The 14,101-nt window shown below is 43.8% G+C and carries 11 protein-coding genes; 5 read left to right on the top strand and 6 right to left on the bottom strand.

Annotated features, from left to right (window positions below; all coding sequences use genetic code 11):
* Positions 1 to 123: 123 nt before the first annotated feature.
* Genes ABZD21_RS06335 through ABZD21_RS06325 form a run of 3 tightly spaced genes read right to left on the bottom strand, consistent with a single transcriptional unit; the run spans position 124 to position 3,865 of the window.
* On the bottom strand, positions 124 to 1,512 hold the full coding sequence (locus tag ABZD21_RS06335; protein ID WP_372773759.1) for a bifunctional UDP-3-O-[3-hydroxymyristoyl] N-acetylglucosamine deacetylase/3-hydroxyacyl-ACP dehydratase: 1,389 nt from the start codon (positions 1,510 to 1,512) through the stop codon (positions 124 to 126).
* An 18-nt stretch (positions 1,513 to 1,530) separates the two neighbouring features.
* Positions 1,531 to 2,577, bottom strand: coding sequence for a UDP-3-O-(3-hydroxymyristoyl)glucosamine N-acyltransferase (gene lpxD / locus ABZD21_RS06330; RefSeq protein ID WP_372773758.1), 1,047 nt, complete (start codon positions 2,575 to 2,577; stop codon positions 1,531 to 1,533).
* 37 nt (positions 2,578 to 2,614) lie between these two features.
* A complete protein-coding gene (locus tag ABZD21_RS06325) occupies positions 2,615 to 3,865 on the bottom strand; it encodes an HD domain-containing protein (protein WP_372773757.1) in 1,251 nt (416 codons plus the stop codon).
* Positions 3,866 to 4,073: 208 nt separating this feature from the next.
* Between ABZD21_RS06325 and rimP the strand changes: the two genes are divergently transcribed.
* The 3 genes from rimP (at position 4,074) to infB (ending at position 8,916) form a co-directional block, all read left to right on the top strand.
* Positions 4,074 to 4,535: a ribosome assembly cofactor RimP gene (gene rimP / locus ABZD21_RS06320; RefSeq protein ID WP_372773755.1), complete on the top strand. Its 462-nt coding sequence runs from the start codon at positions 4,074 to 4,076 to the stop codon at positions 4,533 to 4,535.
* 12 nt (positions 4,536 to 4,547) lie between these two features.
* Complete coding sequence (gene nusA / locus ABZD21_RS06315; protein ID WP_372773753.1) at positions 4,548 to 5,783, top strand: transcription termination factor NusA; 1,236 nt, start codon at positions 4,548 to 4,550, stop codon at positions 5,781 to 5,783.
* A gap of 112 nt (positions 5,784 to 5,895) precedes the next feature.
* Entirely contained in the window at positions 5,896 to 8,916 is a 3,021-nt protein-coding gene (gene infB / locus ABZD21_RS06310; RefSeq protein WP_372773752.1) for a translation initiation factor IF-2, read from the top strand.
* A gap of 312 nt (positions 8,917 to 9,228) precedes the next feature.
* Here infB and gcvH read toward each other — a convergent pair whose 3' ends face one another.
* The gene (gene gcvH, locus ABZD21_RS06305; RefSeq protein WP_372773751.1) at positions 9,229 to 9,609 is read right to left on the bottom strand and encodes a glycine cleavage system protein GcvH; all 381 of its coding nucleotides are present in this window, start codon (positions 9,607 to 9,609) and stop codon (positions 9,229 to 9,231) included.
* A gap of 220 nt (positions 9,610 to 9,829) precedes the next feature.
* Here gcvH and tsaE point away from each other — a divergent pair, with 220 nt between their 5' ends.
* Complete coding sequence (tsaE, locus tag ABZD21_RS06300) at positions 9,830 to 10,252, top strand: tRNA (adenosine(37)-N6)-threonylcarbamoyltransferase complex ATPase subunit type 1 TsaE (protein WP_372773750.1); 423 nt, start codon at positions 9,830 to 9,832, stop codon at positions 10,250 to 10,252.
* 56 nt (positions 10,253 to 10,308) lie between these two features.
* On the top strand, positions 10,309 to 11,517 hold the full coding sequence (locus tag ABZD21_RS06295) for an alanine dehydrogenase (protein WP_372773749.1): 1,209 nt from the start codon (positions 10,309 to 10,311) through the stop codon (positions 11,515 to 11,517).
* Between the two features lie 99 nt (positions 11,518 to 11,616).
* Here the strand turns inward: ABZD21_RS06295 and pulA are convergent, their stop codons facing one another.
* Positions 11,617 to 13,554: a type I pullulanase gene (gene pulA, locus ABZD21_RS06290; RefSeq protein ID WP_372773747.1), complete on the bottom strand. Its 1,938-nt coding sequence runs from the start codon at positions 13,552 to 13,554 to the stop codon at positions 11,617 to 11,619.
* Complete coding sequence (locus tag ABZD21_RS06285) at positions 13,554 to 14,093, bottom strand: hypothetical protein (RefSeq protein ID WP_372773745.1); 540 nt, start codon at positions 14,091 to 14,093, stop codon at positions 13,554 to 13,556. The genes pulA and ABZD21_RS06285 overlap by 1 nt, the downstream gene beginning before the upstream one ends.
* Positions 14,094 to 14,101: the final 8 nt, after the last annotated feature.

Below are 14,101 nucleotides of genomic sequence, written 5' to 3'. Positions count from 1 at the left end.
TCACCAATGACAACATCCTTATCAACAGTAACAAATGGCTCAATAACCACATTGTCTGCTACTTGCGACTCGGGATGTACATAAGATAATGGTTGTTTCATTTTATATTGTTTTCAATACTTTTTAATTTTTGACAATCTGTGCCATAAACTCACCTTCGGCCACTAAAGATTTGCCAACATAGCATAAACCTTTCATATTTGCAATACCCCGACGAATCGGAGACGTTAGTTCCATCTTGAATATCAGCGTATCGCCGGGCACAACCTTGCGTCTGAACTTCACATTGTCGATACGAATAAAATAGGTTGAATATTTTTCCTCTTTGTTGTGCAGAACATACAGACCGCCACATTGGGCCATTGCTTCGACCAGCAAAACCCCCGGCATAACAGGCTCATCGGGGAAGTGACCGGTAAAGAATGGCTCATTTACCGTTACATTCTTAATTCCGATAATATGATCGTCGGTTATTTCTGTAACTTTATCGACCAAGAGGAAGGGGAAGCGATGCGGTAAAAACTGCTTCACTTTATTGACATCCATCACCGGTTCTTTTTCCGGATCGTACTCCGGAATATCATTCCGCTTCCGGGTTTGAAATTCCTTTTTCAACAGTTTGGCAAACTCTGTATTGACGCCATGCCCGGGTTTGGTGGCAATAATTCTCCCTTTAATCCGAACGCCTGCCAGACTCAAATCGCCAATCACGTCGAGTAGCTTATGGCGGGCGCACTCGTTTTCAAAATGTAGGTCCAGGTTGTTTAAAATACCTTTGTCCTTTTGAACTTCAATGCGTTCGTGATGAAACAAATCCGCTAAACGATCCATCTCTTCCTGGCTAACTTCCCGATCCATAATCACGATCGCGTTATCCAGATCACCGCCTTTAACCAGATTGTTCTGAAGCAGGAACTCTAATTCACGCAGAAATACGAAGGTACGGCAAGGAGCCACTTCCTTTTTAAAGTCTGCTAACGATTCGAGTGACGCAAACTGATTGCTCAAAACACTTGAGTTGAACGAGATCATCACATTCAAACGATAGTCATCGTCTGGCAATGCAATTAGCTCCGAACCGGTTTTGGGATCTTTATAAACTATTTTTTCTTTGATTTCGAGGTATTCCCGTTCAGCATCCTGCTCCACTACGCCGGCTTTTTCGATCGCTTCAGCAAACATGCGCGCGCTACCATCCATAATAGGCATTTCCTGGTTGTCGATTTCAATCAACACGTTATCCAGATCCATTCCAACAAGTGCAGCCAACGCATGTTCGATGGTACTTAGCCGGGCTTGGCCTTTTTGAATGACTGTTCCGCGAGAGGTGTCTCCAACGATATTCGCATCGGCCTCTAAAATTGGCTGGCCGTCTAAATCAACCCGTTTAAATTTGAACCCGTGATTTTCGGGTGCCGGCTTAAAAACAGCCGTTACCAGGCAACTGGTATGTAATCCTTTTCCGCTAATCGAAAACTCATTAGCCAAGGTTTTTTGCTTGTCTGTCATCATGCTAAAAATATCCGAAGCTTACTCTTCGTTTAATCTTGCTTTTAATTCCTTAACTTCTTTTTGAAGCTCACTGAGCGAATCACGCATTTCGGGCAAGCGCCGGTACACTACAAAGGTTTTCAGCGCCTTGTCGTGATCCATGGCCGGTGCGCCAAGCACAATTTTTCCTTCTTTAATGTTATTTGTAACACCCGCCATTGCACCAATTGTAACGCGATCACCAATAGTTAGGTGACCAGCGACTCCAACTTGTCCGGCAAGGACACAATTTTTACCAACTTTAGTCGATCCTGCAATCCCAACCAGAGCTGCCATCACGGTGTTCTCACCAATTTCGCAATTGTGGGCAATCTGAATCAGGTTATCCAGTTTTACGCCTTTGCGAATAATCGTCGATCCCATGGTTGAACAGTCAATCGTGGTATTGGCGCCAACTTCAACATTGTCTTCAATGAGCACATTACCAACCTGTTGTATTTTCTTATAGGAGCCATCCGGAGTTGGCGCAAACCCAAATCCATCGGAACCGATAACAGCGCCGGCGTGAATAATGCAATTGTCGCCAATCACACAGTCGTCGTATATTTTAACACCGGCATAGATAATCGTATTGGCTCCAATTTTCACATTGTTACCGATAAAAGACTGAGGGTAAATTTTAGAACCATCACCTACCGAGACATTTGCGCCAATGTAGGCAAATGCCCCAATATAAATATTGTCGCCAACTTTAGCGCTTGAATCAATAAAGGAGGGTTGTTCGATCCCGAATTTCTGTCCCTTTGATTGTTGGTATAATTCCAACAAAGCTGCCATCGATTGATAGGGGTCTTCTACTCTGATGAGCGTACAAGTTACCGGTCTTTCCGCAACAAATTCGTTCTTAACTAATACGATAGACGCCGCAGTGTCGTACACATATTTCTCGTACTTTGGGTTAGCTAAAAAAGCCAAGGTGCCAGGTTTACCGTCCTCAATTTTAGACACATTGCTTACGCTAACATTTTCATCGCCTTCAATTGTTCCGTTCAGAAACTCGGCAATGGTGATTGCTTTAAATTCCATATTTTATTTCTTGGAGCGCTGCAAAAATAGGTTTAATTTACCTAATGTCCAATTCTTTCGGATAACAGACAAAATATTTCCTGACCGTGTGCGATAAACCAGACAAATTAATATCGGACGCCTCATTAATTTCGCAGATCCTGCCGTTTTTCTGCAAGATATTAATCTTGTTATCTTCTGTGAGATAGGCGTTATTTGTGATTGAATCCTGAACCAAAAAATAAGGAACATCCTGCTTCTCTACACCAAACTGTTGCACGACTTTTTCTTCCAGTAATTGAATCTGCTTTTTTCCAAAATTCTTGTTCTGCAGTTTTATGCGGAACAACTTGCGGTTAACCAGACATGCGGACAGATAGGCAAGGATCGGGTCGGAGTGATATTGCCATTGTTTTATGGAGGCTATAACATCGTCATCCTCAAGACTTGCAAAAACAGACAATAACGATCGTCCCATAAAAGTACTGCCATTTTGAAAGTGCTCCAGGCTTATTTTGTTCTCAAGAAACACCGATAAACTTGGTGTCGCGAACAATTTGTCACCTTTCATGGCGACCTCCTTCGCTCGCTTTAGTATATTAACCAACAGGAATTCTGCTGACAAAACAGTTTTGTGCAAATACACCTGCCAATACATCAATCGTCGGGCTATCAGGAATTTTTCGATAGAATAAATCCCTTTGTACTCTACCACCAGTTCATCGTTCCGGACATTCAACATTTTAATTATCCGATCCGATCCGATTATACCTTCAGTAACTCCGGTGAAGAAACTGTCGCGCCGCAAATAGTCCAGCCGGTCAACATCCAGCTGACTGGCAACCAGTTGGTGTAAAAATTTCTTTGGATATTCATTTTTAAAAATCTCAATAGCCAGCGACAATCGCCCTTCGAATTGCTGATTGAGATCCTCCATCAACAAAACAGAAATTCGTTCATGAACAAGTCCTTCAACAATCGAATGTTCGAGTGCATGCGAAAACGGTCCGTGTCCAATATCATGCAACAAAATTGCCACGGTCACGGCCTCTGCCTCTTCTTCGGTGATCCTCACCCCTTTAATGCGCAAGTCGGTGATTGCCGCCCGCATCAAAAAAACAGCACCAATCGCATGCTCAAAGCGCGTATGGTTTGCTCCGGGGAATACAATGCACGACAACCCGAGTTGTTTAATTCGCCTTAGACGCTGAAAGTAGGGGTGTTCAATCAAATCGAAAATCAATTCGGACTGGATGGTAATAAACCCAAATACCGGGTCGTTGATAATCTTTTTTTTGTTTGTCTTCAAACTATTGAGGTATAAATGTGTAAATTCGATGAACCAAAATTACGAAAACTTTTCAATCCCTATTGCCGGGGAGCGCAACTAAAGAACCACTGAAAATCATAAACTTCCCCATTTTGTGAATTCAATAAGATTTCTTACTTTTGCGCAGACAAACGAAAACATCCACAAGATAGGGGACCTGAAGTCCCCTATTTTATTAGCCAAAAAAATGATTGACAAGAAAAAAATCATTCAATTAATTGAGGATAAACTAACTGAAGATCAGTTCATCGTCGATGTTGAAATCAGCCCGGCTAACCAGATTTCGGTATTGATTGACGGCGAAAACGGGATCTCTATTGATCACTGTGTCGCTGTAAGTCGACAAATTGAAGGAAATCTGGATCGCGAAAGCGAGGATTTCGAGCTTCAGGTTTCATCGGCTGGATTAGGACTGCCATTTAAAGTTCTGCGTCAATATCTAAAAAACATCGGACGTGAAGTTGAAGTTGTTTTAAAGGATGGTCAAAAACGTGAGGGCATCTTAAAGCATGCCGACGAAAATGGTTTTGAGTTGGAAACCACTCAAAAAGAGAAAATTGAAGGAAAAAAGAAAAAGGAACTGGTAACACGGCTCCTCCAATTTTCGTTTGAACAAACAAAAACAGTAAAGAATATTATAAAATTTTAAAACCGGGGCAAGATGGATACGATTAATCTTATCGATACCTTTTCCGAATTTAAGGACCTGAAAAACATTGACAGGGTCACAATGATGAGCGTTCTTGAAGACGTTTTCCGCAATGTTCTGCAAAAGACTTACGGGACGGACGAGAACTACGACATCATTATTAATATTGACAAAGGTGACTTAGAAATTTGGCGAAACCGGACTGTCGTGGCCGATGATGAAATCAACGACCCGAATTTGGAAATTAGCTTAACAGCAGCCAAAAAAATCGATGCGGATTACGAAGTTGGTGAAGAAGTTACCGATGAAGTTAAGCTCAAAGATTTTGGTCGCCGTGCCATCTTAAACCTGCGCCAGAATCTGGCCAGCCGAATTCTGGAACTGGAGAAAGACAATATTTACAATAAATATAAGACTAAGATCGGTGATATTGTTGCCGGCGAAGTGTACCAGATATGGAAAAAGGAAATCCTGATCCTGGATGATGAAGGTAACGAACTGTTGCTTCCAAAGCAAGAACAGATTCCTTCTGACTACTTCCGTAAGGGCGACACCATGCGTGCCGTTGTTTATAAAGTAGAACTGCGCAACAACAATCCGGTTATTATTTTGTCCAGAACATCTCCTGTATTCCTCGAACGTTTATTCGAATTGGAAGTGCCGGAAATTTTCGACGGACTGATCACGATCAAAAAGATTGTTCGTGTGCCGGGCGAACGCGCCAAAGTAGCCGTAGAATCCTACGACGAACGTATTGACCCGGTAGGTGCTTGTGTTGGGATGAAAGGTTCACGTATACATGGTATTGTTCGCGAATTGCGCAATGAAAACATCGACGTGATTAATTTCTCTAACAACCTGCAATTATTTATCCAACGTGCCTTGAATCCGGCGAAAGTTTCGTCAATCAAGATTCACGAAGACACCAAACGTGCCGATGTTTACCTGAAACCAGATGAAGTTTCACTGGCCATTGGTAAAGGAGGTCTGAATATTCGTTTGGCCAGCCAGTTAACCGGTTACGAAATTGACGTATACCGCGAGATGGAAGCCGACGACGAGGATGTAAACCTGGATGAATTTGCAGACGAAATTGAAGCTTGGATCTTGGACGAATTAAAATCGATCGGATGCGACACAGCGAAAAATGTGTTGAGCCTTAGCCGAAACGACTTGATCAAGCGTACTGACCTGGAAGAAGAAACAATTGATGAACTATTACGAATTCTGCGTTCTGAATTCGAGTAACCATTTATTTAAATTTCTCCTTTTGCCTGTCAGGTTTTAAATAATTTGAGTAAAATTGCAAAGTTTTCGGAGCCTTGTGCCCGGAAAGCATTAAAAATAAGAGATTGGGTTTATGACAATTGGCAACAAAAATACGCGACTGAATAAGGTAGCACGAGAGTTTAACGTTGGGATTCACACCATCGTTGAGTTTCTTCAAAAGAAGGGATTTGACGTGGATAACAATCCAAACACGAAGATTTCCGAAGACGCCTATCATCTCCTTGAAAAGGAATACAAGAATGATATTAGTCTAAAGAAAGAGTCGGAGAAAATCAACCTGAAAAGTCAGCGTACCAAAAAAGAAACTATCACGTTGGACGACATGCATGAAGAGGATGATTCGTCGGATGAGGAAGAAGAATTCCAAGCCGATGAGATCCGCATTACCGACCATAGTAGTTCCAAACATGATTTGCCAACGCCTAAACCAAAGCCGGCAGAACCCAAGCCGGAACAGGCCAAAACGACTTACACCACTCCGCTCGAACAGCCAAAGGTTTTAGGTAAAATCGATTTAGGAAAGCCTAAAACACCAAAAGAACCCGAAGTTCAAGCTCCTGCAAAGGAGGTTGAGAAAGAACCGGAAGCAAAGGTTGAAGCGCCTAAGGAAGAAGTTAAGGAAGTAGCAAAACCTCAGGAACCGGTCATCGCTAAAGAGGAACCGAAGCCAACTGAAGTTGAACCTGCGGAGGTACCACAAAAAGAGGAAACTCAAACGCAACCGGCAACACCGGAACAAATGCCAACCAATATCCCCAAAGTAGACGAAGTTAAAGTTGTTGGAAAGATCGATCTTTCCACCATCAACCAAAAAACCCGTCCGGCTAAAAAGTCTAAAAAGCAAAAAGAGGACGAACGCCGTGAACGTGAAAAGCAAAAACGTCAGGGACAAGGTGCTCCGGGTGAACAACCCAAAGAGCGCACAAAACCTGAGGTTCGTACAAACGTTAATAAACTTTCCGGTCCTACTGTAGTCGGAAAAATTGATTTACCCGACAACCAAAACAAGGGCAATCAATCGCAAAACGCCGATCCAAAGAAAAAGCGTCGCCGAATTCAGAAAGATGCTTCCGGACGGATCACAGTCGGGCCCAAACCACAAGGAGCGGGTCAGGGAGGACAGCAGAGACAAGGCGGTTCTGTCGCCGGGAAAGTCAAAAAACGTGTCATTAAGAACGAGGTCAGCGAAGAAGACGTACAAAAGCAAATTAAAGATACCTTAGCTCGTCTGACATCCGGAAAAGGAAAATCGAAAGGTTCAAAATATCGTCGTGACAAACGAAACGCAGCAACCGAGCGTGCAGCAGCCGATTTTGAAAAACAATCGGCAGAAAAGAATGTCCTGAAAGTTACCGAATTCGTATCAGTAGCTGAGTTGGCTACCATGATGGATGTAAGTGTGACTCAGGTAATCTCTTCCTGTATGAGCTTAGGCTTGTTTGTTTCGATCAATCAACGTCTTGACGCGGAAACAATGTCAGTTGTCGCTGATGAATTTGGCTTTGAAGTCGAGTTTGTGAGTGCCGACATCTTGGAGGCGATCGAAGAACATGACGACCAACCTTCTGAAGTACACTCGCGTGCTCCAATTGTAACGGTCATGGGTCACGTTGACCACGGTAAAACATCGTTGCTCGACTACATCCGTAGCGCGAATGTAATTGCCGGTGAGGCCGGAGGTATCACCCAGCATATCGGAGCCTACAATGTGACTCTTGAAGGTGGACGCCGTATCACTTTCCTTGATACACCGGGTCACGAGGCGTTTACCGCCATGCGTGCAAGGGGTGCTCAGGTAACCGATATCGCGATTATCATTGTCGCGGCCGATGACGACATTATGCCGCAAACAAAAGAAGCGATCAACCATGCTCAAGCAGCCGGTGTACCGATCATCTTTGCGATAAATAAGATTGATAAGCCCGGTGCTAACCCGGAAAAGATAAAAGAAGGATTGGCCAACCTCAACTTCCTGGTTGAAGAATGGGGTGGAAAATACCAAAGTCAGGATATCTCAGCAAAGCAAGGAACCAATATTTCCGAATTGCTTGAAAAAGTATTGCTCGAAGCTGAAATGTTGGATCTAAAAGCCAACAAAGACAAGCGTGCTACCGGTACAATTGTCGAATCATCACTCGACCGTGGTCGTGGTTATGTTGCGACGGTTCTAGTTCAGAACGGAACCTTGAAACAAGGCGATATCGTGTTGGCCGGGCAGTATTTCGGTCACGTGAAAGCGATGTTCAACGAACGAAACCAACGGATTCAGGAAGTTGGCCCGTCGGAACCGGTTATTATTTTAGGTTTGGATGGTGCGCCACAAGCGGGTGACAAATTCAACGTACTTGAGAATGAACGCGAAGCGCGTCAGATTGCTAACAAAAGGGAACAATTGGCTCGTGAACAGGGTCTCCGGACTCAGAAACATATCACACTGGATGAAATTGGTCGTCGGATCGCAATTGGTAACTTCCAGGAATTGAACTTGATTGTGAAAGGTGACGTGGACGGTTCAATCGAGGCCTTGTCTGACTCACTGATCAAGTTGTCAACCGAAGAAATTCAGGTGAATGTGATCCACAAAGCAGTGGGGGCCATCTCCGAATCAGATATCAACCTGGCAACCGCATCCGATGCGATTGTTGTTGGCTTCCAGGTTCGCCCAACTATGCAAGCGCGTCGTTTGGCAGAGAAGGAAGAAGTGGATATCCGCCTTTACTCGATCATCTACGATGCGATCAACGAGATCAAGTCAGCGATGGAAGGAATGTTGTCGCCTGAAATTAAGGAAGAAATTACCGGTACCGCCGAAGTTATGGAAGCCTTCAATATCACCAAGGTTGGAACAGTGGCCGGATGTATTGTCCGCGATGGAAAAATTGTCCGCTCTGCAACTTACAAGATTCGCGTTATTCGCGATGGTATTGTAATCTACTCAGGTAACCTGGGCTCACTGAAACGTTTCAAAGATGATGTGAAAGAAGTTGCCAAAGGTTATGAATGTGGTTTGAACATCGATGGTTACAACGACATTAAAGAAGGAGACTTTATTGAGTCGTTCCACGAAATCGAAGTAGCGAAGAAATTGTAATTCGACATTAAATACATTATAAAATCCGGCCACTCGCCGGATTTTTTTTGCTCCGTTAGCTATTGTTTTGGCCGCGGGTGAACCATAAACTGAGCCGATAATTTCTTCAACCCAAAGAATCAACAAACATCCAAACGATTTCCTTCCCGGTAATCGCGATTTAAGGCCTACGGAGCAGTTTCCACCATCTAGTCTACTCCAACGCTTAAGAGCCACAAAAGATGGCATATTCCTGCTTCCTGATATGCGACAGGCAAAAAAAATCCCCGAAGAAAATTCTCCGGGGACTTGACTATCTCAGTTATTCAATTTTTACGCTTCCAACATCGCTTTGTAAGCAGTTGCATCCATTAATTGATCGAGCTGCGCGGCATCTTCAATTTTCACCTTAACCATCCAGCCATCGCCGTATGCATCTTTATTGATTAATTCCGGACTATCTTCCAAAGCCGGATTAAACTCTAAAACCTCGCCTCCTACCGGCATAAAAAGGTCTGACACTGTTTTTACGGCCTCAACTGTGCCGAAAGTCTCACCAACTGCCAGCGTTTCACCAACGGTCTCAATTTCAACAAAAACAATATCACCCAGTTCGCCCTGAGCAAAATCGGTAATACCAACCACGGCGACATCACCTTCAACACGAACCCACTCGTGTTCTTTTGTGTACTTTAAGTTTTCAGGAAGATTCATAATTGCAAATTTCAAAAGTGTTTTCTCAAAAGTAATACAATTTTCTAAAAAAGGGCGAACAAAACTGGTTCCCCGATCAATAGGTGGGAAAAAACAAACTAATATTCATTTCCCGCAGAAGCAGGATCATCCCTTTCGTGTTAAAGCGCCGAAAATTCGACAATTAGTGCGGTAAAATATCACTAGAAGTTTATTATTTTGCGTCCACAAATAACCCGTTATGTTTTCAATACAAATTAATTCGCTTGACGACCTTCCTAAAGTTGCTGAAGAGTTCTTGGAAACGTTCAGCGATCAGCGACTTTTCGCTTTCTACGGTAAAATGGGAGCAGGTAAAACAACTTTCATCAAAGCGCTATGCCGGGCAATGGGCTCAACCGACAACATTACAAGTCCAAGCTTTGCTTTAGTGAATGAGTACGACACCAACCGTCCTGAAAAAATCTACCACTTTGATTTTTATCGGTTAAAGGATATGACAGAAGCGATGGACCTGGGCTTTGACGACTATGTTGACAGCGGGAACTACTGTTTTATGGAATGGCCCGAAAAGATTGAACGGTTGCTTCCCGAAAAACTTGTGGAGGTGCATATTGAGGAAATATCGGCAACCGTACGCGAGTTGAAAGCCTCAATCGTTTAGGCAATTTGCCTTTTTTATGCAGAAAGACTAACTTGGAAAACTAAGCAGTGTAAAAAATGACAGAACAAGAAAACAGACCCGGGATAGCGAGCTGGTACATGCCTCAGGAAGAGATGCTGGAAATACGCCGGAAAGGTAAAAAGATTACGATTGGTATTCCGTCAGATTTTGCCCGGGTTGAATCGCGCATTCCGCTTACCCCAGAAGCTGTTGAACTGCTGGTTTCTTATGGTCACGAAATTTGCATTGAAAAAGGTGCTGGGAAAGCGTCGAGCTATTCCGATGAGGAATACCGCAATTCAGGGGCTATTGTGCAGGAAAAAAGAGCCGATGTATTTCAGTGCGATATTATTCTTAGGGTGTCTCCTTTCAACGACGACGATATTGACTTGTTACGCGGGAATCAGACCTTGATTTCCAATATGCAACTAAACACCCATTGTGCGGAGTCGGTGCAGAAACTCATGCGTAAAAAAGTAACTGCCATTGCCTACGAATATTTGGAGGATGAGGAAAACTACCTGCCCGTTGTTCACTTAATGAGCCAACTCTCTGGTTCGGCTTCGATTATGGTGGCTAGCGAATACTTAAGTAACTCGAGAAATGGGAAAGGTGTTTTGCTAGGTGGTGTAACCGGAATTTCGCCCACGGAGCTGGTAATCCTGGGAGCAACAACAGCCGGTGAATTTGCCGCCCGGGCCGCAATCGGACTAGGAGCAAGCGTGAAAGTGTTCGACAATAACATCCTCAAGCTGCGTAAGCTCGAGGAAACTTTAGGGCACCAGGTTTTCACTTCCGTATTATATCCAAACGTGCTTAAAAAAGCGTTAAAATCGGCCGATGTTGTACTTGGCGCCATGTCGGTGAATAAAGCGCCAACGTTCAGAGTATCGAAAGAAATGGTGTCGCGTATGAAAAAAGGCTCGGTGATTATCGATCTAAACGTCAGTCAGGGCGGATGCTTTGAAACCAGTCGTTGTACCGACCTCAAAAATCCGACCTATACCGAATATGACGTGGTACACTTTTGCGCACCCAATATCTCATCGCTTGTTGCCCGAACGGCCTCAATTGCCTTAAGCAACGTACTGTCGCCCATTATTATTTCGGTTGGTGAAATCGGAGGAATTCAAAACTATATAAAATCGACCAAAGGGTTTCGCAAAGGGATTTACATTTACAATGGTATTCTCACCAATGACGATTTGGGCGAAACGTTGAATTTGCCCTCTAAAGACATTGATTTACTGTTGGCTGTATTTTAAAGCAACAGGATCTTTGCTGCATCCTGCAACAATAGAGCAGACAGGGTGAACTTAAGGATTCAGGATGTTGTAACAATCCATTGCCATGGCGTTTTCTGCCTATTGGACCAAAATCATCATCGAGATTGGAGGGATCATGACAAAATGGTCCTCCACCAAACGGATCCCATTCAAATCGATCGTGTTATCTTCTGCCACGACTTTCCATCCCAATTCATTTGGTAAATCAAACTGAAAAGGTTCTTTCCGGGCATTAAAAACCAGCTGCATTGTTTTCCAACGTGCCTCTCCAGGGAAGTTTTGAATCTGGTAGGAAACGACTCCCATGTGATAATCGGTTGAAAATTTCAGGTGATTTCGGATCAGGTCTGAGTTTTCCATGCGCATTCCCGGAACAGCCTTTCGTAAGGCAATTAAATCGCAGAAGTAGCGAAAAACATCTTCAAACTTCTTCTTACGAGACCAATCCAGTTGGTTAATCGTGTCGGGCGAATTATAGGAATTATGATGGCCATTTTTACTCCTGCAAAATTCGGTTCCACCACAGAAAAACGGAATCCCCTGCGACGTAATAACCAGTGCAGCTGCCAGCTTTTGCATTTTCTTTATTTGTTCCAGTTCGAGCCCGGGTTGGCTAATGCTCAGTTTGTCAAACAAGGTGAAGTTGTCGTGGCATGACGCGTAGTTTACCGTTTGCCAGGGATGCCGCGCCCAGGCAAAACCCGAGCCGCCAACGTAACTATAAACAATTTGCGGGTGGTAGCAAGCAGCAACAACTCCAAACTTGATGGCTTCTTCGTGAAATACTTTTCCACTCACAAAGCCCATCCCATTTCCTTCGAAATTATTTCCTTTTATCGCATCGCGAAAATCATCACTAAAACAGGCAACCCGCTCTAATTGAGAGATATTCCGTTTCACAGCCCGTTGATTTTCATCTAAGGGAGAGCGATCAGCGGTCCAGCCTTCACCATACATCAAAATTCCGGGTCGTAATTTATCCAGGGCCAGGCGGATGGCATACATCGTTTCCAGATCGTGAATGCCCATCAAATCAAAACGGAATCCATCGAGGTGAAACTCACTGGCCCAGTACACTAACGAATCGATTATGTACTTTCGAACCATCGCTCTTTCTGACGCCAATTCGTTTCCACAACCGCTGGCATTCGAGAAGTTCCCCGATCTGGTTTGGCGGTAATAATATCCCGGAACTGTTTGATTAAACCACGAACGACGCGTATAACCGGTATGATTGTAGACTACGTCCATCACAACTCCAATTCCGGCCTTGTGCAAAGCCATTACCAATTGTTTGAATTCGGTAATTCGGGAAGTGTCATCGGGATTGGTTGAGTAGCTACCTTCGGGGCTATTATAGTTAAGCGGATCGTAGCCCCAGTTGTATTTCTTGAGGGGATCGAATTCATCGACGGTGAAAAAATCGAACACCGGCAACAAATGCACGTGTGTAATGCCCAGCTCTTTGAGGTGATCGATACCCGATCGAAGTCCTTCGGGAGTCAACCGCCCCTCTTCAGTAAAAGCGAGGAATTGTCCTTTATATTTCATGCCCGAACTTTCCGACATGGAAAAGTCGCGAACATGTAATTCGTATAAAATTGTGTTTACAGCATTTTCAACCGGAATTGGCTGATCTTCAACCCAGCCATCCGGGTGAGTTTCTTCAGGATCGAAAAACAAGCCCCGGTGACCGTTAATGCCTACTGCCCGGGCATCAATTCCCGGCGTTTCATTCAGCCACTCGCCATCGTTAACGCGAATGGTATAATACAAACCTTTAAAATGCCCTTCGACTGACAAGGCCCAACATCCCGGCTCATCGGCATGCATCCAATACCGATGAATACTTTTCCCACCATGACTGTTTTGGTAGACTAATAATTCAACTTTGTGTGCGGTTGGAGCCCACACCTTGGCTTGAAAACCATTCGATGTAAGTTTTACACCAAGATCATCACCACCGTACCAGGGGTAGGTTGAAAAATCGATATGATTGAATTTCCAGTCGCGCATTAAGAGATCAAGCTTTTACGTAAAGTTATATAGTTGGTCGTATAAACCCTTCCAGTTGTATTCTTGATCCGTATCATGGCCCAATAGTATGACCGTAACGTAGGATCGTGTTTATGAAAAACATCCAACTTCAACTGAAGTTCATGTGTTTTGCCGGAATCCAGAAATAGAGGGTAAATTTCGGCGCGATTTATTCCTTTTAATTTAAACCGACGAATCGACCACAGTTTGCGGATAATTAGAATCGGTGCTTCCAGATCAACCGCGTTTGATTGATTATTTCGAACAGTCAACGTCAATGTGTCGGGGCGGTACCGCTTATTGCCGGTTAACCGAATTTCCAAATTGCCTTTCGAAAACCACGTTCTGCTTCTACCGTTCTTTTTCTTCCGGAAATAAGTTCCGGCAAAGAATAAAAGTGGAACAATCAGAATGACTGCCAGAAACAGAAAAAACTCAGGCGCATTTGATTTGACCTCATTCTGGCCAAAACACAAGGCAGGAGCGAAAAAGATAAGCCAAAAAATTCTTGCACGCATGTTTGTTC

The organism is Mangrovibacterium sp. (assembly GCF_041596335.1).
Taxonomy (GTDB): domain Bacteria; phylum Bacteroidota; class Bacteroidia; order Bacteroidales; family Prolixibacteraceae; genus Mangrovibacterium.
The sequence above is the reverse complement of the archived record's forward strand: the minus strand, read 5'-3'. Positions and strand labels throughout refer to the sequence as shown.